Origin of the sequence: Sutterella massiliensis, from assembly GCF_016899755.1 — a bacterium.
GTDB classification, from domain to species: domain Bacteria; phylum Pseudomonadota; class Gammaproteobacteria; order Burkholderiales; family Burkholderiaceae_F; genus Sutterella; species Sutterella massiliensis.
Map to the genome: position 1 here is coordinate 81,022 of NZ_JACJJC010000001.1, position 25,114 is coordinate 106,135.

General features: G+C 59.1%; 25 protein-coding genes. 19 read left to right on the forward strand and 6 right to left on the reverse strand.

All coding sequences use genetic code 11. The annotated features are described in order from the left end of the window. The first annotated feature begins 18 nt into the window (after positions 1-18). The 5 genes from fusA (at position 19) to H6A60_RS00385 (ending at position 6,239) form a co-directional block, all read left to right on the forward strand. Positions 19-2,070, forward strand: a complete 2,052-nt coding sequence (fusA, locus tag H6A60_RS00365) for an elongation factor G (RefSeq protein WP_205101362.1) — start codon at positions 19-21, stop codon at positions 2,068-2,070. A 189-nt stretch (positions 2,071-2,259) separates the two neighbouring features. Beyond that, entirely contained in the window at positions 2,260-2,487 is a 228-nt protein-coding gene (locus H6A60_RS00370; RefSeq protein WP_205101363.1) for an FmdB family zinc ribbon protein, read from the forward strand. A 72-nt stretch (positions 2,488-2,559) separates the two neighbouring features. Beyond that, complete coding sequence (locus H6A60_RS00375; RefSeq protein ID WP_205101364.1) at positions 2,560-3,168, forward strand: DUF502 domain-containing protein; 609 nt, start codon at positions 2,560-2,562, stop codon at positions 3,166-3,168. 286 nt (positions 3,169-3,454) lie between these two features. Beyond that, entirely contained in the window at positions 3,455-5,248 is a 1,794-nt protein-coding gene (aspS, locus tag H6A60_RS00380) for an aspartate--tRNA ligase (RefSeq protein ID WP_205101365.1), read from the forward strand. A 127-nt stretch (positions 5,249-5,375) separates the two neighbouring features. Next, entirely contained in the window at positions 5,376-6,239 is an 864-nt protein-coding gene (locus H6A60_RS00385; RefSeq protein ID WP_239477486.1) for a DMT family transporter, read from the forward strand. Here H6A60_RS00385 and H6A60_RS00390 read toward each other — a convergent pair. The 5 genes from H6A60_RS00390 to mtnA all read right to left on the reverse strand — a co-directional run bounded on the left by H6A60_RS00390 (position 6,222) and on the right by mtnA (position 9,877). Next, positions 6,222-7,268 (reverse strand): DUF7146 domain-containing protein, encoded by a 1,047-nt coding sequence (locus tag H6A60_RS00390; RefSeq protein WP_205101367.1) that lies wholly within the window; start codon positions 7,266-7,268, stop codon positions 6,222-6,224. The genes H6A60_RS00385 and H6A60_RS00390 overlap by 18 nt on opposite strands. Before the next feature lie 62 nt (positions 7,269-7,330). Continuing rightward, a complete protein-coding gene (locus H6A60_RS00395; RefSeq protein ID WP_205101368.1) occupies positions 7,331-7,834 on the reverse strand; it encodes a hypothetical protein in 504 nt (167 codons plus the stop codon). Continuing rightward, on the reverse strand, positions 7,831-8,082 hold the full coding sequence (locus H6A60_RS00400) for a hypothetical protein (RefSeq protein WP_205101369.1): 252 nt from the start codon (positions 8,080-8,082) through the stop codon (positions 7,831-7,833). Before H6A60_RS00400 ends, H6A60_RS00395 begins: the two co-directional genes overlap by 4 nt. Then, the gene (locus H6A60_RS00405) at positions 8,079-8,789 is read right to left on the reverse strand and encodes a class II aldolase/adducin family protein (RefSeq protein WP_205101370.1); all 711 of its coding nucleotides are present in this window, start codon (positions 8,787-8,789) and stop codon (positions 8,079-8,081) included. Before H6A60_RS00405 ends, H6A60_RS00400 begins: the two co-directional genes overlap by 4 nt. Continuing rightward, positions 8,786-9,877, reverse strand: coding sequence for an S-methyl-5-thioribose-1-phosphate isomerase (mtnA, locus tag H6A60_RS00410; RefSeq protein WP_205101552.1), 1,092 nt, complete (start codon positions 9,875-9,877; stop codon positions 8,786-8,788). Before mtnA ends, H6A60_RS00405 begins: the two co-directional genes overlap by 4 nt. 178 nt (positions 9,878-10,055) lie before the next feature. Between mtnA and H6A60_RS00415 the strand changes: the two genes are divergently transcribed. The 14 genes from H6A60_RS00415 to rapZ all read left to right on the forward strand — a co-directional run bounded on the left by H6A60_RS00415 (position 10,056) and on the right by rapZ (position 23,957). Further along, complete coding sequence (locus tag H6A60_RS00415; protein WP_239477510.1) at positions 10,056-12,788, forward strand: bifunctional acetate--CoA ligase family protein/GNAT family N-acetyltransferase; 2,733 nt, start codon at positions 10,056-10,058, stop codon at positions 12,786-12,788. Between the two features lie 70 nt (positions 12,789-12,858). Beyond that, positions 12,859-13,620 (forward strand): enoyl-CoA hydratase-related protein, encoded by a 762-nt coding sequence (locus H6A60_RS00420; RefSeq protein ID WP_205101372.1) that lies wholly within the window; start codon positions 12,859-12,861, stop codon positions 13,618-13,620. Positions 13,621-13,893: 273 nt separating this feature from the next. Continuing rightward, entirely contained in the window at positions 13,894-14,793 is a 900-nt protein-coding gene (locus H6A60_RS00425; protein WP_205101373.1) for an amino acid ABC transporter substrate-binding protein, read from the forward strand. Positions 14,794-14,984: 191 nt separating this feature from the next. Further along, a complete protein-coding gene (locus H6A60_RS00430) occupies positions 14,985-15,719 on the forward strand; it encodes an amino acid ABC transporter permease (protein WP_205101374.1) in 735 nt (244 codons plus the stop codon). Positions 15,720-15,730: 11 nt separating this feature from the next. Next, positions 15,731-16,414 (forward strand): amino acid ABC transporter permease, encoded by a 684-nt coding sequence (locus H6A60_RS00435; protein ID WP_205101375.1) that lies wholly within the window; start codon positions 15,731-15,733, stop codon positions 16,412-16,414. A gap of 38 nt (positions 16,415-16,452) precedes the next feature. Continuing rightward, on the forward strand, positions 16,453-17,181 hold the full coding sequence (locus tag H6A60_RS00440; RefSeq protein ID WP_205101553.1) for an amino acid ABC transporter ATP-binding protein: 729 nt from the start codon (positions 16,453-16,455) through the stop codon (positions 17,179-17,181). Between the two features lie 150 nt (positions 17,182-17,331). After that, positions 17,332-18,321, forward strand: a complete 990-nt coding sequence (locus H6A60_RS00445) for a KpsF/GutQ family sugar-phosphate isomerase (protein ID WP_205101376.1) — start codon at positions 17,332-17,334, stop codon at positions 18,319-18,321. Positions 18,322-18,325: 4 nt separating this feature from the next. Then, positions 18,326-18,859, forward strand: coding sequence for a KdsC family phosphatase (locus tag H6A60_RS00450; protein WP_205101377.1), 534 nt, complete (start codon positions 18,326-18,328; stop codon positions 18,857-18,859). Beyond that, entirely contained in the window at positions 18,860-19,471 is a 612-nt protein-coding gene (gene lptC / locus H6A60_RS00455; RefSeq protein ID WP_205101378.1) for an LPS export ABC transporter periplasmic protein LptC, read from the forward strand. It abuts the gene before it with no gap. 11 nt (positions 19,472-19,482) lie between these two features. Next, the gene (gene lptA, locus H6A60_RS00460) at positions 19,483-20,079 is read left to right on the forward strand and encodes a lipopolysaccharide transport periplasmic protein LptA (protein ID WP_239477487.1); all 597 of its coding nucleotides are present in this window, start codon (positions 19,483-19,485) and stop codon (positions 20,077-20,079) included. Between the two features lie 10 nt (positions 20,080-20,089). Beyond that, positions 20,090-20,875 (forward strand): LPS export ABC transporter ATP-binding protein, encoded by a 786-nt coding sequence (lptB, locus tag H6A60_RS00465; RefSeq protein WP_205101380.1) that lies wholly within the window; start codon positions 20,090-20,092, stop codon positions 20,873-20,875. Between the two features lie 51 nt (positions 20,876-20,926). Then, complete coding sequence (rpoN, locus tag H6A60_RS00470) at positions 20,927-22,420, forward strand: RNA polymerase factor sigma-54 (protein WP_205101381.1); 1,494 nt, start codon at positions 20,927-20,929, stop codon at positions 22,418-22,420. Then, the gene (locus H6A60_RS00475) at positions 22,417-22,914 is read left to right on the forward strand and encodes a PTS sugar transporter subunit IIA (RefSeq protein ID WP_205101382.1); all 498 of its coding nucleotides are present in this window, start codon (positions 22,417-22,419) and stop codon (positions 22,912-22,914) included. The genes rpoN and H6A60_RS00475 overlap by 4 nt, the downstream gene beginning before the upstream one ends. A gap of 149 nt (positions 22,915-23,063) precedes the next feature. Beyond that, on the forward strand, positions 23,064-23,957 hold the full coding sequence (gene rapZ, locus H6A60_RS00480; RefSeq protein WP_205101383.1) for an RNase adapter RapZ: 894 nt from the start codon (positions 23,064-23,066) through the stop codon (positions 23,955-23,957). A 37-nt stretch (positions 23,958-23,994) separates the two neighbouring features. On the opposite strand, the gene mutY is transcribed toward rapZ, so the two are convergent. Further along, a complete protein-coding gene (mutY, locus tag H6A60_RS00485; RefSeq protein WP_205101384.1) occupies positions 23,995-25,053 on the reverse strand; it encodes an A/G-specific adenine glycosylase in 1,059 nt (352 codons plus the stop codon). Between the last annotated feature and the right edge of the window lie 61 nt (positions 25,054-25,114).

Here is a 25,114-nt window from a genome sequence, read left to right on the forward strand (position 1 = left end):
CATCTAGGGGCGGTTCATATGAGCAACTATTCCACTGAAAATCTTCGTACTTTGGCGTTGGTAGGGCACGGCTCCTGCGGCAAGACTTCCCTCATCGAAGCCATGCTCTACCGTTCCGGCATGATTTCCGAACTCGGCAGCGTCGAGCGCGGCAACACCATGTGCGACAACGACCCGCTCGAAAAGCAGGTTCAGCACTCGATTCGCCTTGCCGTGGCGCATATCGACACGGCCATGCCCGACCTCACGCCCGTACGCATTCACGTGCTCGACACCCCGGGCTATGCCGACTACCTTGGTCAGGACCTCTCGGCGCTTGATGCCGTCAAATCCGTCGCAGCCGTCATTGACGCCACGAAGGGTCCGGAACTCCTCACAATCCGCATGATGCAGGCGGCCAAGGAGCGCAACCTCTGCCGCATGATTGTCGTCAATAAGTGCGACGCGCCCGACGCGGATCTCGAAAAACTGCTCGAAGAACTTCGTGAAACCTGGGGTCCCGGCGTTTTGCCGATCAACCTTCCGACCAAGAACCGCACCCGCGTGATCGACTGCTTCGACCGCGACACAGGTGAATCGGACATCATGAGCGTTGAGGACGTGCACCGTGCCTTCATCGAGCGCATCATCGAAGAAGACGACGAGATGCTCGAGAAGTATCTCGAGGAAGGTCACGTTGACCCGCGCCTGCTCCATCCGCTCGTTACGAAGGCACTGCGCGAAGGCCATGTGATCCCCGTCTGCTTTACCTCCGCGAAGAACCTCATCGGCATCCGCGACTTCATGAAGGTGATCATTCGCCATCTGCCGAGTCCGGCCGAAGCCAACGACGCGCTCTTCCTCAATGCCGACGGCACGCCCTACAAGACCGTACCCGACAAGAATCTGCCGCTCATCGCTCAGGTCTTCAAGATCGTCAACGACCCGTACATCGGCAAGATCGGTGTCTTCCGCGTGCATCAGGGCACGATGAAGAAGGACTCCGTCGTCTACATCGACGACAGCAAGAAGGGCGTCAAGACTGCGCATCCGCTCATTCTGCAGGGCAAGAATACGGCTGAAACCGACTCGCTCTGCCCGGGTGACATCGGCGCCATCGCCAAGATCGACGAACTGCGTTACGGCTCGGTCATTCACGGCGACCCGGAACTCACTGGCGTTCACATGCGTCCGATCGCATTCCCGAAACCCATGTACGGCCTTGCCATCAAGCCCGCCCGCCGCGGCGATGAAAGCCGCATGAGCGAAGTGCTCCAAAAGATGCAGTCCGAAGACCCGACGATGGTCGTCGAACACGACACCGTTCTGAACGAAACGGTGATCCGCGGCTTGACCGACATGCATGTCCGCTCGATTCTCGAGCGCATGCTCGTCAACTTCAAGCTTGAAGTCGAAACCTCGACACCTTCGATTCCTTACCGCGAAACGATCGCCGCACAGGCCGAAGGGCATGCACGCCACAAGAAGCAGACGGGCGGCGCCGGCCAGTTCGGCGAAGTGTATCTGCGCGTCGAACCGTTGCCGCGCGGCGCGGGCTTCGAATTCGTCGATCAGGTTAAGGGCGGCGCCATCCCCTACAACCTGATTCCTGCCGTAGAAAAGGGCGTGCGAGAAGTGCTCGCCACGGGCTACGCAGCTGGCTATCCGCTGCAGGACCTTCGCGTCATTGTCTACGACGGAAAGAGCCACCCTGTCGACTCGAAGGAAGTCGCCTTTGTCGCCGCAGGCCGCAAGGCGTTCCTCGACGCTCTCGAAAAGGCCAAACCTCAGGTGCTCGAACCAATCGTCTCGGTCGAAATCACCGCCCCCGAAAGCTACATGGGTGACATTGCGGGCGACCTCGCCAGCCGCCGCGGTCAAGTCTCCAATACCGAATCGCTCCCCGGCGGCATCATGGAGATCACTGGCGTTGTGCCGCTGGCCGAGCTCGACGACTACGCGACGCGCCTGCACGCCATCACGCAGGGCACGGGTGCCTGGAGCATGACGCTCGATAGCTACCAGCCGCTGCCCGCGCAGAAGCAGGCAGAACTTGCTGCTAAGTTCCAGCGCAAGGAAGAGGTCGACTAAGCGTCCTCAAAGCTGCATCGCAATCGTCCGTTCCGAACTCGTTCGGAACGGACCCGAGCGGATTGACGAAAGAGGCCGGTCCTTCGGATACCGGCCTTTTTTCGTTCGTGTCGTCCGCAGACGGTGTTGGAGCGGCGCGCGCGTCTATAATCACGTCTCTTCAAGAAAACTTTGGCGTCAGAAAAGAAAATGCCGATTTACGCTTACAAATGCTCTTCCTGCGGCTTTGAAAAGGACTATCTGCAGAAGATGAGCGACAAGCCGCTTACGAAGTGCCCGAACTGCGGCAAAGACACTTTCCGAAAGGAACTTTCCGCACCCGGCTTCGAACTGAAGGGTTCCGGCTGGGCTGCGACCGACTTCGGCGGCGGCCCCAAGGCCGTACCCGCAGTGCACGCCCGCAACAATAAAAACTGACGTCGCAGACAAACACCAAAAAGCCGCGCTCCTTTCCTTTGACGGGAAGCCGCGGCTTTTTCTGTATTCGCCATGCTCAAGAAATATTTCTCTGCCGGTCTTCTGCTCTGGATTCCGCTCGCCGTCACCGTCTGGGTGCTCGAATCGATCATCCGCTGGAGCGACTCACTTCTCGGTCTGCTGCCGCCCGACTGGCGTCCGGACGCCTTTCTCGGCTTTCACGTGCCGGGAATCGGACTCGTCATTGCCGGGATTGTCATTCTCGTTACCGGAGTTCTCGTAGCCAACATCATCGGCCAGTGGGTGCTGCGCGCCTGGGAATCGCTTCTCGAAAAAATCCCGTTCGTGCGACCGATCTACTCCGGCGTCAAGCAGATCCTACAGACCATCCTCTCTGACCAGACGCAGAGCTTCAAGGAGGTGGTTCTGATCGAATTCCCGCGTCCGGGCGTTTGGACCTACGGTTTTGTCGTAGCTGAACCGGGTAAAAAAACAGCCAAGGAGATCGGGGGCGAGTCGCTTGTAACCGTTTTCGTGCCGACAGCCCCGAACCCGACGTCGGGCTATGTCCTCATGGTTGAACGCAGCGCACTCAAGCCCACTTCGGCCACGGTTGACGAAGCCTTCAAATTCCATATTTCCCTCGGGGTGATGACGCCGGCGGCTGACAAAAGTGCCTGATGAACGAACAATCGACGCCAGAAAAGGCTTTGCAAATACCGTCCGAGGCACAGGGTGCCGTTGAAATTGCGCGCCGACACCTTCCCGTACCTTTGTTGGCGCTAAAATTTTTGCTATGCGCGCTCTTTGAAAAGAGCACCTTTGACGGCTAGCCTTTGCCTTTCGAGGCCCGATTCCGAACCGGGGCAGCGTTTCAACCTATCAAGTTTCGGCACGCGCAGATTGCTGCGCGTCTCTTAAATCAACCGACCGAATGCGTTCTTATTCGGCTTTTCTGGGAGCTTCTATGCGAACCGTGTACTCTGGCTTGGTCGATGAATCGTTCATTGGCCAGACTGTGACCCTCTACGGTTGGGCCCACCGCCGCCGCGACCATGGCGGCGTCATCTTCATCGACCTTCGCGACCGCGAAGGTCTCGTGCAGGTCGTCTGCGACCCGGACCGTCCCGACGTTTTCGCGACGGCCGACAAGTGCCGCAACGAATACTGCCTCAAGGTCGTCGGCCTTGTGCGCGCTCGCCCGGAAGGCACCAAGAACGAAAACCTCATCTCGGGCGGCGTTGAAGTTCTCTGCCAGGAACTCGAAATTCTTTCGGCGTCCGCCACGCCTCCGTTCAACCTTGACGATCAGAACCTTTCTGAAACGACGCGTTTGACGTACCGCATTCTCGACCTTCGCCGTCCCCAGATGCAGAAGAACCTGCGCACGCGCTATCGCGCGGCAATGGCCTTCCGCAAGTTCCTCGACGCGCACGGCTTTATCGACATCGAAACGCCGATGCTCACGCGCTCGACCCCGGAAGGTGCCCGCGACTACCTCGTGCCCTCGCGCGTTCAGGAGGGCTGCTTCTACGCGCTGCCGCAGTCGCCGCAGCTCTTCAAGCAGATGCTGATGTGCGCCGGGTTCGACCGCTACTACCAGATCGTCAAGTGCTTCCGCGACGAAGACCTTCGCGCCGACCGCCAGCCCGAATTCACTCAGGTCGATATTGAAACGTCCTTCCTCACGATGGACGAAATCCGCGGCCTCATGGAAGAGCTCGTTCGCACGGTCTTCAAGGAAGTCCTCGACGTCGACCTGAAGAACCCGTTCCCGACCATGCACTGGGACGAGGCGATGGCCCGCTACGGCTCGGACAAGCCCGACCTTCGCGTGCATCTTGAACTCAAGGAGGTCACCGACATCGTCGCGAACTCGCAGTTCAAGGTCTTCTCGGGCGTGAAGAACCTCCACAACGGCAAGGTCGTCGCCCTCTGCGTGCCCGGCGCCGCCTCCATGCCGCGCTCGGAAATCGACGCCTACACCGAATTCGTCAAGATCTACGGCGCCAAAGGCCTCGCCTATATCAAGATCAACGAACTCGCCCGTGGCCGCGAAGGTCTGCAGTCGCCGATCGTCAAGAACCTCTCGGACGACGAACTCAAGGGCATCCTTGAGCGCACGGGTGCCAAGGACGGCGACGTCGTCTTCTTCGGTGCCGACAAGGCCAAGATCGTTTGGGACAGCCTCGGCGCACTTCGCCTGAAGATTGGTCACTCCGAATTTGGCAAGTCGCACGGCCTCTTCACGGAAGGCTGGCAACCCCTGTGGGTCATCAATTTCCCGATGTTCGAGTACTCGGAAGAAGAAGACCGCTGGGTCTCGTGCCACCACCCGTTCACCTGCCCGCTCGACGGTCACGAAGACAAGCTCATCAGCGACCCCGAACACTGCTACGCCAAGGCCTACGACTGCGTGCTCAACGGCTGGGAAATTGGAGGCGGCTCGATTCGTATCCACCGCGAAGATGTTCAGGAAAAGGTCTTTGAAGCCCTCAAGATCGGTCCGGAAGAAGCCCGTCAGAAGTTCGGCTTCCTGCTCGAAGCCCTGCAGTTCGGCGCGCCCCCGCACGGTGGCATCGCCTTCGGTCTCGACCGCATCGTCACGATGATGTGCGGTGCCGACTCGATTCGCGACGTCATCGCCTTCCCGAAGACCCAGCGCGCTCAGTGCCTGCTCACGCACGCCCCGGCGCCCGTGGATGAAAAGCAGCTGCGTGAACTGCACATCAAGCTGCGCCGCGAACCCAAGCCCGAATAAGCTTTCGGCTTGACCGAATCCGCTCGCTGAAGCGGATTCGGTACGGCACGCTCCCCGCCGTCAGTCCAAGCTGCGGCGGGTTTCTTTTTTTCTTTCCCCCCTCTCTTTTCTCATGCAAAGCCTTTGGATGCTTGCCGCGGCTGCCTGCTTCTCGCTCATGGCAGCCTGCACCAAGTTCGGCGCCCAAGATTTCGGCACGTTCGAGCTCGTTTTCTACCGCTCGCTTTTTGGCGTCGTCACGATCGGTGGCTGGGCACTGGTCAAGGGACTGAGTATCCGCACTGAACGCTTTCTCTCGCACATGAAGCGCAGCTTCCTCGGTACGCTCGCGCTCTCGATCTGGTTCTTCGCGATCGGCGCGCTGCCGCTCGGTACGGCGATGACGCTCAACTACACGAACCCGCTCTACATGGCGCTCATCCTGACAATACTCGCCATTCGCAGGAAAGAGCCCCTGGAGCTTGGTCTCGTCGGGAGCGTCCTCGTCGGCTTCTTCGGCATCACGTTGGTATTGCGCCCGGAACTGCGAGCCGGTGACGAAGCCGCCGCGCTCATCGGCGCGAGCGCTGGTTTTTTCACGGCTCTTGCCTATTTCCAAGTGAAAGAGCTTTGCGTCATGAAAGAGCCCGAATGGCGCATCGTTTTCTTCTTTACGCTTTTCGGCACCGTTTGGGGACTGGTCGGTCAGCTTCTCGACGGAGGCCTCCATCCGCTCACGGCACAGAACATTCCGCCGCTCCTCGGTATGGGCATCTTTGCGACGATTGCGCAACTTTGCATGACGCGCGCCTGGGGCGCAGGCAATATGCTCCTTACAAGCGCGCTGCAGTTTTCTGCGATTGTCTTTGCAGCATTTCTTGGCCTCGTACTCTTTAGCGAGCCGATCTCGCTGCAGAGCGCCGTCGGCATCGGCATCATCATTGCTGCGGGGATTACCGCAACACTTCTCACCAAGCGCTCGACAGCTAAACCATCAGCGGCCAAGCGATAAACGCTCGCGCTGCCAGACATCGTTCCAATCTTCACCAACGCGCGTCGGTATCCGAACCTCGACAGCAAGGTGCGGATACTTTGCACGGAGACGCGTAGCGAGTTCGTAAGCACCCGCCGCACCGCTGAAGGACGCATCGTTGTCGCCGTAGATCAAAAGCTTTTCGAGACCCACGGGCACCGCATCAAAGCGCTTGAAGCCCGAGAGCGAGATGACGGACCAAGCCGGCAGCCCCGTCAGCATATGCACTGAAAGCGCCGTCTCAATCCCTTCGGAGAGACAGAGAAGATTCGACGCGGGAAAGAGCCGGACAAGCGCGTTACCCATCGCGCCCGCACTCATTTTCTTTGCTGCCGAAACCGGGGCTTTTTCGCCTGCCGCCGTAAGGTACGTGCGGTGCAATGCCACGAGGCGCCCCGCTTCGTCGGTTGCGCGAGCGAGCATGACGGGGTAAGACGCGACCTTCACCGGCCGCCCCGTTTTTTCGTCCGTCTCCCAATAGGGCTCGTCGGCAAGCCATCTCAGCTCGGTGCTGCGATCGCATTCGCCAAGGCCGCGGCTTTTCAAATAGCGAAGCGCAGGATTGGTTTCTGTGTGAGCTACGGGTACACAAAGACGCTGAGCTCGCTCCCACACCTCGGCCAGTGCAGCAAGCCGTGCCTCTTCGGCCTGCCGAGCAGACTTCAAGTCAAAACGGCGTCGGCTGTAACGTTCGTTTGGATGAGGCAGACCGAGAACGGTCTCAAGCTTCTCGAGCGTCTGTGGAAAGCTCGCCGAACAAAACCGACGCACAAGCTCGATACCGTCACCATGCCCGCAACGGCGGCAGAGCCAGCCGCCATCGGCCTCATTGGCGAAAAACGTAAAGCGATCCCTGCCGCCGCAAAGCGGACAGGACTTGTTGGGCCGAAGAAAGTGCGTCTCGGGCATCCCAAGACGCACAAATATTTCGCGCCATCTGCCGCTCGCGCAGGCTTTGATGCGGTCGATTCGATCGGTCGGGTGAGCTGTCGGATTTGTGATCGGCATTGCGGCTCTCTTCAGATGGAAGAGACAACATTGTCGACCATTTCAGAAGAACGCCGCCCGATTCAGAACCAGTCGCCGTCCCGATCGTGCCAAGGATCGGTCGTATAACCGACTTCGGTCACAACGCCTCGCGTATCGAACTGAACCCAGCAGGCCATGTGGAACATCCCTTCGTCAAGGAAGCGATACATCCAGGCATGCTCGTTCTTGAGCGCAAACGTATAGGTTTGCGCACAGCGCCCCAAGAGATTCCAAACATCGGCTTCGGTCGAGCGACCGGGTTCGATCAGCGCGAAGTGTTCGCGATCGAGAATGTTCTCCTTGGAGACGACGCGATTCTGCTCGTCGAGCGTAATCCACCAGACTTCCTGCGCCATCGGCTGCAGTGAATAAACGAGCCGCGTCTGTCCATTCGCAAGCGCCACGGTCGCATCGGGTTCGCCGAGCGATGCGGTCACTTCACTCTTAGGCGTCGACATATCGATCAAATCCGGGTGCGCACACCCGACAAGAATCGCTGCCGCAGCCGTCAGGCATGCGGCTCGGAAAAATTGACGAAACTTCATTTTTCTTCCTCCTCCCGCTCGGGCGCTTGCTTTTCGGCGTATTCGCACTCGAGCGCATCAACGAGCCCGTGCATCGCCTCTTTGAAAGCGACTTTACCGACGCCAAGCAAAACGGCGTCCTCATACATCGCCTGCAAGAGCTCGACAGCTTCATGCCAGTTCTCTTCAAGCACCTTGATCGATTCGGTACAAGCCACGGTCGTGCCGTCGGCTCTGAGCCACCGCTCCGGCGGCACTGGCCCGTTCATTCGCTTCCTCCTGTCTCGTTGCCCGACAAACGCTTTTGCGGCTGTCCATACGTGCGGAACTTCTCAATCACGCGCTGCATCTCGTCTTCCTCGATGAGCTTCGGCGTACCGAGCGTACGAACGATCGCGTACTGGTGCGCAAGATTTTCAACCTCTGCAGCTAAAACGAGCGCCTTCTCAACCGTAGATGCCGCTGCAAGCACGCCATGGTGCGCGAGCAAACACGCGTTGCGCGCTTTGAGCGCAGCTGCGGCTTCCTGCGCCAATTCGCTTGAACCGAAAGTACGATATGGCGCCACATCGATCGAAGCGCCGCCGGCACAAGCAACCATGTAGTGAAACGCGGGAATCGGCATTTCCTGACAAGCGAGCGCTGTTGCGTATGCTGAGTGCGTGTGTACGACCCCTTCGATATCGGGACGCGCTAGATAGACGCGTGCATGCATTTCCCATTCGCTCGAAGGCAGATACCGCCCAATCGCATCCCGCACCGAAAGCGGTTCAGCAAGCGGCACAAAGACGAGATCCTCGGGGCGAAGCGTTTCGTAGGGCACGCCCGTCGGGGTAATTACAAACCCATCCGCGGCGGCACGACACGCGCGTGCAGAAACGTTCCCCGACTTGTTGACATTAATGCCGCGCGCGTTCATTTCACGAGCGACTTCTATGACGCGTGCGCGCAGGCGCGCGGTATCCATTTCGGTCATTGCATCGACTCGATAACGTCTTGATAGGCCAAGCAGAGTTCCGTCGGCGCAAAAACGCCGCGCTCGGTGATGATGCCCTTGATGAAGCGATTGTGCGTGACATCAAACGCAGGATTGGCCGCCGCTTCGCGAGCACTGGCGAGCTGAACAGTGATGTCGGCACCTGAGCGGTCCACCCCGCGGATGCTCAGCACCTCGTCGCTCGAGCGGTTTTCGATCGGAATTTCTCGCTTGCCGTCGTTGAGATTCCAGTCGATTGTCGAGAAGGGTGCCGCCACATAGAAAGGCACATCGTTGTCTGCAGCCGCAAGCGCCTTGAGATAGGTGCCTATCTTATTGGCCACATCGCCGCGGCGCGTGATGCGATCGGCCCCCACGATCACCACATCCACATCGCCATGCTGCATAAGCTGCCCACCTGCATTGTCAACGATGATCGTATGCGGTACCCCCTGCTGCTCGAGCTCCCAGGCGGTCAGAAGTCCCTGATTTCTCGGGCGCGTTTCGCCGACCCAGACATGGAGCGGCGTACCACGCTCAAATGCAGCATAAATCGGTGCAAGCGCCGTGCCGTAGTCGACCGTCGCGAGCCAGCCTGCGTTGCAGTGCGTGAGGACATTGACCGGGCGGCGCAACTTTGAATAAAGCTCGCTGATGAGGCCAGCGCCCGCCTCCCCAATCGCTCGACACGTTTCGACATCGGCCTGTGTGATTTCGGCTGCGCATTTGAGCGCCGCCTCCAAGCGAAGCGACGGCTCGCGGGGCAATAGCGTCGCAAGCATCTTCTGCACGGCCCACTGCAGATTAACCGCCGTCGGCCGAACGTTCTGAATAGTCTCTGCGGCCTTCAGAAGCGGCTCATTTTCTGGATTTTCGCGAACGGCCAGCGCCACAGCCCAGGCCCCCGTGACACCGATGAGAGGTGCGCCGCGCACCCGCATCACCGAAATGGCTTCGACGCAGTCGCGCCAGTCGCTCAAAACCCGCTTCTCAAAGCGGTACGGCAAAAGTGTCTGGTCGATGATCTCCACGGCGGCGCCGTTATCGATCGCGCGTATGGTTCGTGTGGGAATACCGTTGATCTTCATAATCGGAAAAGCTTGGCGCAAGCGGGCTCCGCAGAGCCCCATCCTTCGAGTCTAGCAACACGGCGCTATTCTTGCGCCTGCTCGCCCGTTCGATTTGCCGCGCGTCCCCCATTCGCTAAACTGTCTCTCATCTCGTCGCTTTGTCGGTCTGCCGCCCTGCGGCCGGCCATTTTTGCAGATGGAACCCCTCTCCTTCATTTCGGACATGCTCAGACCGCGCTCGGTAGCCGTCATCGGCGCGAGCGCGCGGCTCGGCAGTCGGGGCTTTCACATCTGGCGCGCCGTGAGCGCTTCAAGCGGCATTGTGAATATCTGGCCGGTCAATCCGAAATACAAATACGTGGGCGAAACGCGCTGCTACGCCACCGTCGACGCCATTCCCGCGCAGATCGACCTGGCGGTCGTCGCCGTCGAACGGCGGCGTTTCCCCGAGGTCATTCGCTCGCTTGCGAAAAAAAAGCCCCGCTTCGTGCTTTTTGCTCCACAGGAAGAGGGGCTTTTAAGCGACAAGAGCGAAATCGCCGAGTTGCTCGATCAGGCACATACACTTGGCATGCGCGTTGTGGGCCCGAACTCAATCGGCTTTATGATGCCGCACCTCGGCATCAACGCAAGTTACTGGCCGAAGCTCCCGAGTCCGGGCAACATTGCTGTTGCCGCACACTCAGGGATGGTGGCAACGAGCCTCGTCGATCAAATGCAGGCCACGGGACTCGGGTTTGCCTGTGTCGTCGACGTTGGGCTTGAAATGGACATTCGGCTCGCCGACCTCGTCGACAGCTTTGCCGCCGACCGCTCGGTCCGCGTCATTGCGTTGCATGTTGAAGCGCTTCGCGATCCGCGCCGTTTTTATAGCGCCGTGCGCGCCGCCTCTGAACTGAAGCCCATCGTCATCCTGCACGCAGGCGGCGAGGCTGGTTTTGCCGCCGACCGCATCGCGAGCGCACGTTTTGACTGCGATGCGGGCGAAGACGCAGCCTTTGAAGCACTCTGCCGCCAGGCGGGCGCGATCCGCGTGAAACGTTTTGAGGACTTTTGCGCAGCTGTCGCTGCGTTTGCCAGTGCACGGCGCAGCAACGGCCGCCGCACAGCCGTCATCGCGAATAACGCAGGTTTTGCAGGCATTGCGGCTGAAGCCGCAGCCAACAACCATCTCCTCATTGAAGGCTTTTCCACAAAAACAACCGCACAGCTGCATGCACTTCGCCCGCTCGCGCGCGTGCCCAACAACCCGCTCGTGCTCGGCCCTAGTGCGACACCCGAACAGATCCGGGATTCGCTCGAAATCGTGCTGCAGGACCCGAGCATCGACAACGTGCTCGTTGCGCTAGCCCCCGGTCCGATGGCAAGCTGCGATCCGACCTTCGAGCTGCTCGCGCAGAGCTCGATCAAAACCGTGAAACCCGTTGCCGCAGCTTGGATAAGTGAACAGCTCACCGCGTCGGTGCGTCAGCAGATCGCGAGCGTCCCCGACTCGAAGCTGATCGCAACAAGATCACTCGAGGACGCCGCAACGGGCCTCGGCATGCTTGTTCGCCGCAACGCGACCAACAATGCGAAACGTCTGCCCTTTGAAGCAACACGCTGGCGACTCGCGCCCGAGGCGCTCGCCACCTTGCGGGCCATCTGCACAGAAGCACTCGCCGAGGGGCGCCACACGCTGAACGCTCTCGAAACGGCATCGTTTCTCAGTGCAGCAGGCTTCACAACCGTGCCCTGTCGCCTTGTGCGAACACTCGAGGAAGCGCTTGACGCAGCGGCCGCACTCCATTATCCAGTCGCACTCAAGACCGTTGCGCTCGGCATGACGCGGCGCACGGAAGCCGGACTCGTCTTTTTGCACATTGCGGGTCGCGAAGAACTCACTGAAGCTTGGGCAAAACTCGCCGACAACCTTGTGCAGGGCGCGCCGCTCGCGCAGCCCGAAGGCATATTGGTCGAAAAGATGCTCGATCACGGGCCCGAGCGCGAATTCCGTATGAGCATCCGCTACGACGCCGTACTCGGACCAGTGATCGAGTACGCTGCGGCGGGGCTTTTTGGACGTTTTAAAGGCAACGCCTGTTCGGCAATCCCTCCACTGCCGCTACCTGAAGCACTTTCGCTCGTTTCGAGTATCGAATCGGCGCAGGCACTTGACGCATTCCGAGGCCTGCCGCCCGTCAACCGCCTCCTCATGGCGCTCGCACTCTGCCGCCTTTCGGACTTGGCAGAGGCACTGCCTGCCATCCGAGAAATCAGGCTTGAGCCTGTCGTGCCCTTCGAGAGTCAAATTTCCGTTCTCGATGGCTCGATCTCGCTCTACGATGCGCCGCTTGCACCCGAGCGCGGTTTCCCGCACCTGGTCGTTGAAGCTGCCCCCATTGAAGATGTCGAACCATTCGAACCTAAGCCCGGACAACGCTTCGTCGTGCGCGCACTCCTTGAAGAAGACTTTGAACGGCTCAAGCAATTCATTGCAGCACTGAGCGACAAGAGCTACTACCTGCGCTTTCACTCGAGCGTTCGCATATCCGACGAACGCATCGCCGCCTTCTGCCGACTCGACTACAGCCGCGAAGGTGCTTGGGTCGCAACCGAAACGGATGAACACGGCAGCGAACGTTTCTGCGCAGTAGCGCGCTGGCACATCACCGAAGAGTCGCAGACGGCCGAGTTCGGTGTTGTCGTTCGAGACGACAGGCAACGTCTCGGCCTCGCACGGCGACTGATGCACAAAATTGAAACCGAAGCCCTTGAAGCCGGACAGACGACGCTCGTCGGCTATGTGCTGAATGGCAATGCCGCCATGGACGGTCTCATGTCGGCGCTCGGCTTCACAATCGGCAAAGCCCCCGAGCATATGGGCTCGGAGGTAAACCGCTGGAGCAAGCCGCTCGCCGCGTCCGGCACTCCTATAATGGCGCCCTGACTTTTGGGGCCCGTTGCAGATCGGCTTCGGGCGCCTTTTCCATTTCTTTTTTCACGCACCGGTAACGCCCATGAGCATCATTTCCGCTGTCGAGTACGGCATCCTTCGTTTGACCATCAGCCGTCCGGCCCGCCGCAACACGATTTCCGGCGATATGTTCTGCCAGATCGCCGACTTGCTCGACGCGGCTGCCGACGATCCCAAAGTGCGAGTCGTTCTGCTCAAAGGCGGCGAAGACATCTTCTCGGCAGGCGCCGACTTTGAAGAAAGCCTCAAGACGCCGAAAGTGATCGACGAGGCGATGCACCGGTGCTTTGACGCGCTTAAGCGCTTCCCGAAGCCCATCATTGCGCAGATTACGGGCCCGTGCGTAGGCGAAGCCTTTGCGATTCTGCTTTGGTGCGATCTCGTCTACGCAAGCAACCGCGCCCTCTTCAGCATCCCGTCCGTTGCGCTCGCCCGCTCGCCGCGATTCGGCGCCGCCTTCTTCATGACGCTCTCCGCTGGCTACTCGCGTGCAGCTGAGAAGCTTCTTCTTTCCGAACCGATCAGCGCAGACGAAGCGAGCGAAATGCGCCTCATTACAGCCGTCGTTGACGAAAAGCACATCGAAAACGTTGTTGCGGCAAAAACCGCTCGCCTCGCGGTGTTGCCGCCGCAGGCAGTAGCCGCCACGAAGGCTGTCATGCGTGCAGCTCGCGATCAGTGGCTGAGCGCAGGCGCCGAACTCGAAGAGCGCGTCTACGAACGCCAAGCCGCCACCCCTGAGGCTGCTGAAGCGCTTCAAGCTTTCGTGGAAGGCAGAAAACCCGTTTTCCACACGGACGACTAAAGTTGCGCACCAAATCGGCATAATTTGCACTCGTTTGGTGCAAGCCCGCAAACAAACAGCTCCTACCCCGAAACCACCGCTCGCGCATCAATAACGCGCGGGCGGTTCTCTTTTGATCGAACACATTTTCATTTGAGCTCTTTCACCTAGAAAAAGATCCGAGCGGACCGTAAAAACACTTTTGGCACGGCGTTTGCTTCAAAGAAAAGAAAACATCCGATATTCGTCGCTACGACGAAAACAACGATAAACGCATGCCCTAAGGAGTCCGCCATGACCAAACTGAATCGCCTTGCCGCCGTCGTCGTAGGTCTGACGCTTGCCGCAGCAACAGCTGCGAATGCGGCCGAACTGACGGGAACGCTCAAGAAAATTCAGGAAACCGGCTCGATCACACTCGGCTATCGCGAGAGTTCCGTTCCCTTCTCCTACCTTGACGCCGAAGGCAAACCGACTGGCTACGCCTTCCTTGTCTGCAAAGCGGTTGCAGACGCCGCGCAGAAAACGCTTGGCCTTGAGAAGCTCGACGTCAAGTACCAGGCTGTCACATCCGCCAACCGCATTCCGCTCATTCAGAACGGCACAGTTGACATCGAGTGCGGCTCCACGACGAATTCGATGGTTCGCCAGAAGGAAGCTGCCTTCAGCGTGAGCTATTTTGGTATTCAGGTTTCTGCGGCTGTCTGGAAATCGAGCGGCATCAACACCATCAAAGATCTCAATGGCAAGAACGTCGCCGTCACGTCCGGCACGACCTCAGTCGCGCTCATGAAGAAGTTTGAGAAGAAAAACGGCATCAAGGTCCGCTTTCTCATGACGAAGGACTTCGCCGAAGCCATGCAGCTCGTCGCGCAGAAGCGTGCTGACGCATTCGTGCTCGATGACGTGCTGCTCGCGGGGCAGATCGCCAACCTTCCCAACCCGCAGGACTTCAAGATCCTTGACGAAGCGCTTTCGGTCGAGCCCTACGGCGCCATGTTCCGCAAGGACGATCCGCAGTTCAAAACCCTCGTCGACAAGACCGTCACCGACATGATCAAATCGGGCGAACTCAGCAAGCTTTATCACACTTGGTTTGAGGAGCCGATTCCGCCCAAGAACGTCAACCTCAACTTCAAGATGAACAAGTTCACGCAGGAACTTTTTGCGAATCCCTCGGACAAGGGCATCTGAGTTAGGGCAACCGGAACCGGCCGCGATTCACCGGTTCCACCGTTTTCTCCCTGCACGGCAAGCTAGCTCATGAAGCCGTGCAGGGAGCTTCTTGCCTCGCTCGAGTGAGGCAGGTTTATCCAGCTCCGATTGCGGCCCGAACCCTTCGTCGGGCCGCACGGGCAAACAAGAATAAAAAAAGAGGCTTACGCATGGCGCTCAACTTCAACCTGAGTTCCCTTACGGAAACGTCGCTTCTGAGCGACGATCCCTGGTGGCTCTATATTCTCGGCGGCGCGGGCTGGACAATCGGTCTGATGCTTTCAGCTTTCGCGCTCGCGCTGTTGCTCGGCATCATCGTCGGCACACTTCGCACGCTTGACAACAAGCCACTTCGCATTCTGAGCGAGGGATGGATTGAACTCTTTCGCAACATCCCGCTGATTGTTCAGATTTTCATCTGGTTTTTTGTCGTCCCGGAATTCATCCCCTGGTACAAGGAATGGATGATCGAGAACGATCCGATCTGGTCACAGTTTTTTACGGCCTTCATCTGCATGGGACTCTTTACGTCGTCGCGCGTGGCCGAACAGGTTCGTTCTGGCATCTCGTCGATCCCGAAGGGACTCCCGAACGCCGCTCGTGCACTCGGCATGACACGTCTGCAGGGGTACCTTTACGTGGTCATTCCGATGGCAATGCGCATCATCGTCCCGCCGCTGACGAGCGAAGCGATGAATCTGGTCAAAAACACCGCTGTGGCCCTCACAATCGGACTTCCGGAGCTGACGATGCGCGCCAACGAAATGGGTGAAAACACCTTCCAGTTCTTCGCTGCGTACCTCTGGGCGACGATCATCTACATCGTTATTGCGCTCGCCGTGAACACGTTTATGGGCTTCGTTGAGAAGCGTTGCGCCATCCCCGGCTTTATTGCCTCGAAGTAAGGAGCGCCGACATGTCGATTGATTTCACCTCCATCACCGGCTCGGCTGATTACATCCTCTCGGGCATCCGCTACACGCTCGAGCTCACCGCCATCACCGCCGTTGGCGGCCTTGCGCTTGGCACTGCGCTCGCACTCTGCCGGCTCTCGCGCAACAAGTTCCTCTCGAACTTCTCGCGTTTTTACACGAATCTCATGCGTGCGGTCCCGCTCGTTCTGATCCTATTCTGGTTCTTCCTGCTGATGCCGGAAGTTCTCAAAGTGATCCTCGGGCTCGATCACCCGGTCATGATCGGTGCAGATCTCACCGCAATCATCACGTTCGTACTCTTTGAAGCGGCGTATTTTTCGGAAATTATGCGAGCGGGCATTCAGTCGGTGAGCAAGGGACAGCTCTCGGCGGCCAAAGCACTTGGACTTCGCTACGGTCAGACCATGCGCTACATCGTGCTTCCGCAGGCCGTGCGCAACATGCTTCCCGTGCTTCTGACGCAGCTCATCATTCTCTTTCAGGATACGAGTTTGGTGTATGTTATTAGCGGCAACGACTTTATGGGTGCCGTTACCAAGATCGCACAGCGTGACGGCCAGCTCGTTTTAATGTACTCTTTCGCCGCTTTGTGCTACTTAGCCGTGTCGTTCTCGCTTTCCATGCTGGTGCGCCGCGTGCAGTCGAAAATGGCCTCCGCGCGTTAACTCTATAGCGGACCTCATCAGGAAAATTTCCCATGGCAATGATTGAAATTAAGAACATCAGCAAGTGGTATGGCAACTTCCAGGTGCTGAAGAACTGTTCCGTGAACGTCGAAAAGGGTGAAGTCGTCGTCGTTTGCGGCCCTTCGGGCTCGGGCAAGTCGACGCTCATCAAGACGGTCAATGCGCTCGAACCCTTCCAGCAGGGCGAGATCATCGTCGACGGCATTTCCGTGGGCGACCCGAAGACGGATCTGCCGAAGCTGCGCAGCCGCGTGGGCATGGTGTTCCAGCACTTCGAGCTCTTCCCGCACCTGTCGATCCGCGAAAACCTCGTTCTCGCCCAGATGAAGGTCCTCGGCCGCGGCCGTGAAGAAGCCGAAGAACGTGGTCTTAAGCTCCTTGATCGTGTCGGACTCCTGAAGCATGCCGACAAGTTCCCTGGTCAGATGTCCGGCGGCCAGCAGCAGCGCGTCGCCATCGCTCGCGCGCTCGCCATGGACCCCGTCTGCATGCTCTTTGACGAACCGACCTCTGCGCTTGACCCGGAAATGATCAACGAAGTGCTTGACGTGATGGTGAACCTCGCCAAGGAAGGCATGACCATGATGGTCGTCACGCACGAAATGGGTTTTGCCCGCAAGGTGGCCGATCGCGTGATCTTTATGGACGCGGGAGAAATCATCGAAAACCTTCCGGGGCAGGAATTCTTCAATGCACCGCACACCGATCGCGCGCAGAAGTTCCTCTCGAAGATCCTCAATCACTAATTCGATCCTCGAATAGCCTCAAATCCCGCGCCGGGCATGCCGGCCGCGGGATTTTTTGTTTCAACTGCCCCAGGGCCTCAGCGCTTTCGATCGTTCGATCAAAAGGTATCATTAACAGATTGACAGTCCTTTTTTTCGCAGGGGTCTCCAATGCCCACAATTTTCAATGCCGAGGCGGCGGTATGCCTCGGGCGCGACGTATTGCTGCACGAGGCCGACGCCGTTCGCCGTGCGGCGGATAGGATCGCCGAAACGCCCGACTTTGCAGAAGCGGTCCGCCTGATCATCGGCTGTAAAGGACGCCTTGTCGTGAGCGGCGTTGGCAAGTCCGGTCATATCGGCCGCAAGCTTGCTGCGACGTTTGCCTCTACGGGTACGCCTGCCTTTTTCGTTCATGCTGCAGAAGCCGCACATGGCGACCTCGGCATGATCACCAAGGACGATATCGTGCTCGGCATTTCCTATTCGGGCGAAACGAACGAACTTCTCATGATCGTCCCGACGCTCAAGCGCGAAGGAGCCACGCTCATCGCCATGACTGGCAACCCCGAATCGAGCCTCGCCAAGCACGCCGACCTTCATATCAACTGCCATGTCGAACGCGAAGCCTGTCCGCTCAACCTGGCGCCGACAAGTTCGACGACCTGCACGCTCGCGCTTGGCGATGCACTTGCCGTCGCCTGCCTGTCGGCCAAGGGCTTCCGCAAGGAAGATTTCGCGCGTAGCCACCCTGGCGGTGCTCTCGGTCGTCGTCTGCTCATCCATGTCGAAGACGTCATGCGCTGCGGCGAGGCCGTTCCGAGCGTAACACCCGAAACGTTGATGCTCGAGGCAGTTCGTGAAATTACCCGAAAGCACATCGGGATGACAGCCGTTGTCGATCACGAACGCAAAGTGGTCGGCATCTTCACCGAAGGCGACCTGCGCCGTCTGATCGAACGCGTCGGCGATATTCGCAACGTAAAGATTGGAGACGTCATGACGAGGAGCCCGCATACGATCGGTGCAAACGAGCTTGCCGCTGCCGCTGCCAAGCAGCTCGAACAGTTCCAGTGCAATCAGCTTCTCGTCACCGATGCCGAAGGACGCCTGATCGGCGCACTCCACATGCACGACCTCATGGAAGCAAAGGTGATCTAACACTATGAGTTTCGATGTTCGTCTCACTAAAATTCGTCTTGTGGTACTTGATGTCGACGGTGTTCTGAGCGACGGCAGCATTGTTATTTCGCAGACGGGCGAGCTCTTCAAGTCCTTCAATGTTCGCGACGGTCTCGGCATCAAGCTGTTGCAAAGAGCCGGCATTGAGGTCGCGATTCTCACGGGACGCACGTCTGAGATCGTCGCGCGCCGCGCCGCGGAGCTCGGCATCCGCCAGGTCGAACAAGGCAAGCTCGAAAAGCGTCCAACTCTACTGCGCATGCTCGAAGCGCTCGACATTCGTCCCGACGAACTTGCCTACATGGGCGACGATTTGCCGGATCTGCCGTGCCTGCGCGTCGCGGGCTTCGCTGCGACGCCCAAAAATGGCAGCGATGCACTGACCCCGTACGTGCACTGGCGCTCGTCCTTCGACGGCGGTCGCGGTGCCGTTCGCGAGCTTGCCGAGCGCATTCTCAAAGCGCAAGGCAAATGGGACGAACTTGTCGCTTCGCTTTACCTTTCGCAAGGGCAGTAAATGGCACACCGCAGGCTAGTCATCCGTGAGCGCATCACCGCCATTGTCGGCTCGAGCATCCTGCTCGGGCTCATCGGCCTCAGCTATTACTACTCGATTCAAACGACGCTGAGCGGCCTGCGCTATATCCCGAGCGAATCGAGCCCGGACTTTACCGCGCAGAACGTCACGCTCACCGACTTCAACGAAAAGGGCGTGGCGACAGAACGCCTCGTCGCCTCGAGCATGGAACATTTTTCCGACGAGCGGATGCGAGCGCTTGATGCGAGATTCCTGACGCTCGACCCAGCACGCGCGCAAATCACCGCCCGTGCCGATGAAGCTTGGAGCGACGATGGCCTTGAAACGATCGAGCTTTCGGGCGGCGTGTTCGTTCGCCAGGCGCCGTTTGGCGTTGCCCCGGAAGTTACGTTCCGAACGGAGTATCTGCGGGGATGGCTTGATACGCACCGCTTCGAAACGGAACATCCCGTCTTTATGACGCGCGGTACGGACACGAGCGAAGCAGCGCGCGGCATGGTGTACGATAACGTCGCCCGAACCGTTGAGCTGCGCAGCCGCGTCCACACGGTGCTTCATCCGCAGAATTTCCAACAGCCCTCCGCTCAGTGAGGCCAATGATCATGCAGAAATTCATCGTTGCCGCCATCGCCGCGGCGTTTGTCTCGCCTGTTTTTGCGCTTGCCACGGACCGAGAACAGCCGATCGAAGTCCACGCCGATCAGTTCAACGGCGACGAGGTCAAGCAGACAGCCGTCTACTCGGGTAACGTGAGCGTCGATCAGGGGTCGATGAATCTCCTCGGCGCACGCCTCGAGCTGCGAATCACGCCCAAGGGTTACCGCCAGGCAACCATCACGGGCTCGCCCGCGCGCTTCAAGCAACAGCGCGATCCGAACCCGAAAACGCCTAACATCGACGAATGGGTGCACGCACAGGCAAGCCGCATCGTCTATGACGAAGAAACCGACACTGTCACGCTTACGGGCGGCGCCAAGCTCTCCCGCACCGAAAACGGCCAGCAAAAAGACATGACACAAGGCGAAAAGATTGTCTACGACATGCGATTCGCCCGTTCGAGCGTTGACGGCGGTGTTGTCGGCGGCAAGCGCCAGCGGGTCACGACGATCATCGCGCCTCGTAGCAACAAGAACGCTGCGCCGCGAGACGGCGCCTCGCTCTCGAGCACCGAAACGCTTTCCGCTCCCGCCAAGCAGTAATTTTTGAAGAATGACCGCGAACGAACTCAACCGCGATGCACCGCTGCACCGCCGCGTCCACACGCTTGAAGCCAAAGGGCTCAAGAAGCACTATGGATCGCGCCGCGTTGTCAACGGCGTCGATCTCTCCGTGAAGTCCGGTGAAGTCGTCGGCCTGCTCGGTCCGAACGGCGCCGGCAAGACAACGACCTTCTACATGGTCGTCGGCCTCGTGGTCGCCGACGACGGCAGCATCGAACTGGACGGCCAGTCGATTCTGCACATGCCGATTTTCAAGCGTGCGCGCCTCGGCCTTTCCTACCTGCCGCAGGAAGCAAGCGTTTTCCGCAAGCTTACTGTCGAAGAAAACATCAAGGCCATTCTCGAGCTGCAGCAAGACGACAACGGCCGACCGCTCGGCAAGAAGGAAATCAACGAGCGCCTCGAAATGCTTCTGGACGAGTTGCAGATTCAGCATATCCGTACCAACACGGCGCTCTCGCTTTCCGGGGGCGAACGCCGCCGAACGGAAATTGCACGCGCACTTGCGGCCAATCCACGCTTCATTCTGCTTGACGAACCTTTCGCCGGCGTCGACCCAATCGCCGTCATCGAAATTCAGCGAATCGTTCGATTCCTCAAGGAGCGCAACATCGGCATTCTGATCACCGACCACAATGTCCGTGAAACGCTTGCCATTTGCGATCACGCCTACATCATCAACGAGGGCCGTGTTCTCGCCTCGGGCCTGCCCGACGAGATCATCAACAATCCCGACGTCCGAGCCTTCTACCTCGGCGACAATTTCAGCATGTAGCGCCAAGGCGGGTGCCTTCGATTTCTCGAGCGCCCGTCCATTTTTTATCCGATGCTGACCAACAGCCTAACCGTCCTCCAAACACAGCAGCAGGCGCTCGCACCACAACAGCAGTTTGCCCTCAAGGTGCTACAGATGCCCGCGGCAGAACTTCTTGCCGAAGCCGAACTCGCTGCACAAGAAAACCCCTTTCTCGAACGAGACGAACTCTCGACCCCGTTACCCGTCAACGTAACGACGGGCATCGAGCGTGAGGACGCCTCGCAACCCGGAGAGTCCGCCGACCGCTTCGGTGAAACGCCTCCCGGCGTCACCGAGCAGAGTCCGCTCGAGCGCATTTACACCGAGTGGCCGGCAGCAAGCGGCTCGTATCGCGACGACATTTCACCCGTCGAACAAGTTGCGCAACCCGAATCGCTCAGAAAGCGCCTTCTTGCCGAGCTCGCCTCGCTCGCGTTGGCGCACACCGAGCACCTGCTAGTTGAATGCCTCATTGAAGAGCTTGACGAGCGCGGCTTCCTCTCGACACCGCTTGCAGAAGTTGCGCAGAGCTACCGGCAGGTTGCCGATGTGCCGCTTGAAGCGTGGTCGACTGCCCTTAAGACGCTTCAGACATTCGATCCGCCCGGCGTCGGCGCAGCCTCGGCCGTTGAAGCGCTTGTCATCGAAACGCAGCGTGCCTGTGACGACGGCCTTGTCTCAAAAGCGGGCGCGGATCTCCTTTGCGAAATTCTCAAGAACGACCTGAGCGCACTCGCTAAGCGCGACATGAAGCGCTTGCGTTCGGTTTTCAAGCGCATCGGCATGCCAGAAGACGAGGCGATCCTTGAGGAGGCGCTCGAATTCGTCACGCACTTGAACCCTCATCCTGCAGCCGACTTCTCGGTCGAGGCACCGCAGTATGTCGTCGCTGACCTGCTCGTTGTTCGTGCCGAGGCATCTGAAAAAGGCGCCTCGCCCTGGCTCGTTCACCTTAACCCCAATGCGGTTCCGCAGTTGCGGCTCTCGAGCAGCTCGCACCTTGCTTCGTTTGACGAGCACTCGCCCCTCGCTCGCTATCTGCGAGAAGCCAGGAACCTTGTCGCCGCACTTGAAGCGCGCCATGCAACGCTCCTTGCCGCTGCACGCTTTGCTGTGGATCGGCAGGCCCAATTTTTTGATGCCGGCGCAAGTGCACTCGTGCCGCTCACAATTCAGGAAACGGCAGCCGCGCTCGGTCTTTCGGAGTCCACCGTGTCGCGTGCCGTATCGGGGAAATTTCTGCAAACGCCCAAAGGAACGATCGAGCTGCGCACCCTTTTCACCCGAGCCGCACTTAAGGGCGGAGAAGCGCGCGGCGAGAGCATTTCACAGCAGAAGATCCGAAGCCGCATCGCCGAAATCATCCGCACGGAATCCCCCGAAGCCCCGCTTTCAGACCAGGCCCTCACGGACTGCCTCGTCAAAGAGGGATGCGACATCACCCGACGAACGGTGGCAAAATACCGCGATCTTGAAGGCATTCCCCCTGCGCGATTGAGAGCGCGCAGACTCTCCCAGTCATGAATCTTCTCTCGCAGTACCTCACCATAGACACCGTCAGACTCGACATCGACGTCGTGAGCCGCAAGCGGCTCTTTGAAGAAGCCTCTTTTGCCATTGAAACTGCCTACGGTGAAGACCACGATACCGTTTTCGAGGCCCTCATGGCGCGAGAGCGTCTCGGCTCCACTGCGCTCGGACACGGCTGCGCAGTGCCGCACGGGCGCCTCGAGTCGCTGCAGGAGCCCGCACTCGTTCTGCTCAGAACGAAGCAGCCCATCGCCTACGATGCGCCTGACGACAAGCCCGTGCGGCTCTTCATGACGTTGCTTGTCCCCCAAGACAATCCCGAAGAACACCTGCAGATCCTTCGCGAAATTGCGGCACTCTTCGCCGACGACGCCGTGCGCGAAGGCCTCCTCAACACGACGGAAGCCGTGGGGGCGTGCGAACTCATCGCAAACTGGAATTCTCCTTTTGCCGAGCAACCCGCTGCTACGAGCACTCACGAGGCCTGATTCTGCCAACAGCGTCTCGAAAAGCCTTTTGCTAAAGACGCTTTTCGGGCACCCGAGCGCGCATCGGGACGATCAAACTGCTAAAACAGACGCTGGCCGAGCAATGCTCATGCCGCTTTTCAATCCACCGTCCTGATAGTGTTTCGCCCATGCAACTCACGCTCGTTACAGGCTTGTCCGGCAGCGGCAAGTCCATTGCCATTCGACAGCTTGAAGACAGCGGGTGCTACTGCATCGACAACCTGCCTGCCGAATTTCTACTCCCTGTCGCCGAAAGCCTTGCAGCGTCTGGAACCCGTTCTGCCGCAGTCGCAATTGACGCGCGCTCGCATGCCACATTCGAAGGTACGCTCAAGACGCTCGATACGCTCAAGGGCAAAGGTTTTGACATCCGAGTGCTCTTTCTCACCGCTTCGAGTGCCGAGCTTGTGCGGCGCTTTTCGGAAACGCGCCGCCGTCACCCGCTCTCGACCCACGCGCAGCACCTCGCTCAGGAAGTCACGCTGCAGGAAGCCATCGGTAAAGAGCGCGAGTTGCTCGAACCGGTTGCCGCTATTGCGCACGTCATGGATACCACGGGACTATTGCCATCACAGTTGCGCCGTTGGGTGCAGCAGTTCATCGGGGAGCCCGAAGCAAAGCTCACGCTCACATTCGAATCCTTTGCTTACAAGAACGGCATCCCAGTCGTAGCGGATCTCGTCTTTGACGTACGGTGTCTGCCGAATCCCTACTACGTCCCTGCGCTTAGACCACTCACGGGCCGCGACAAGCCGATCGCCGACTACTTGGCCGCCCAGCCGCTCGTGGGCGAGATGATCGGCGACATTGCGGGCTACATTAAAAAGTGGCTGCCGCACTTCAAGGCACAGAACCGTCACTATCTCACCGTTTGCATCGGCTGCACGGGCGGACAGCACCGCTCGGTCTACGTCGCAGAGTCCCTCGGACGGATTTTCGCCCAAGAAACCGCCACTATCGTCCGCCACCGCATGCTCGACCAGACGTCGCACGCGGGCGAGCGGCGCCTTCAGACGATCTGAAGGTCGAGAGCGGCTCGTTGCCCGCTCAAACTTGAAGTTAATCGAGCGCGAGCTGCGAGAGGACCGCAGCAACGGGCTTGGGAACGCCTGGCAACGCCTCAAAGGCGAAATGCTCGCACCCCGTCAGTATCTCCAGCCCCTTGACCACAAAAACGTAAGGCTCAACGTAAAGCCGCCGGTGCGTAAGGTCGTGCGCAAAAACAGAAAGTGAGCGCTCGCTTTCGATGTGAGCGCTTCCGACTTCGCCACGTAGCTCCGAGAGGAAAACCTCGATTTTTGCCTCAGACACCTCGCTTGCAGACCACATACCGCAGGGCGGTGTCCAAAGGCCCTTCCAGATCGAACGGTTGATCTTTTGCAGCCACACACCGCGCTGGTCGACAACAAACGCTAACGCCACACGCATTTCCGTTCGCTTCGGCGGCAGACGTTTGCCTGGGTACTGCGAGGGATCGCTCGTGCGGCGAGCTCGGCACATCTGGGCAACCGGACATGCATCACACAAAGGCTTCGTGCGCTTACAGACACCAGACCCCAAATCCATGAGCCCCTGCGTATACGGGCTGATGATTTCGCTCTCGGGCAACTCGCGATACGCTCTTTCGGCAACAGCCTTCTCAAAAGACTTTTCCCCGATGCGCCCATCGATGAGAAAGACGCGCGAAAGCACGCGCTTGACGTTGCCGTCGATCATCGGGTGTTTTGCCTCACCGCTCGTAAAGGCCGCCACGGCTGCAGCCGTGCTAGGTCCCACGCCAGGCAGCGCCAGAAGTCCCTCGGCATCCGTCGGAAAGCACCCGTGCAGCTCCTCGACCACGTACCGAGCAGCCTTTCGAAGATTAGCCGCACGTGTGTAGTAGCCGAGACCGGCCCAAAGTGCGAAGACATCGTCTTCGGCAGCCTCTGCAAGTGCCTCTACCGTCGGAAATTTTTCGAGAAAGCGCTGGAAGTAGGGAATCACCGTGTCGACCTGGGTCTGCTGCAGCATTACTTCGCTCACGAGCCGCTCGTAGGGCGAGGAGAACTTCTGCCACGGCAAATCTAGTCGGCCGGCTGCGAGCTGCCAGCTCGCCACGGCTTGCGCGAAGGACTGCATCCAAAACTCCATTGCGACGTAAATCCAGGGCCGAATTGTCTCATAGGGCGACAAAACCGAC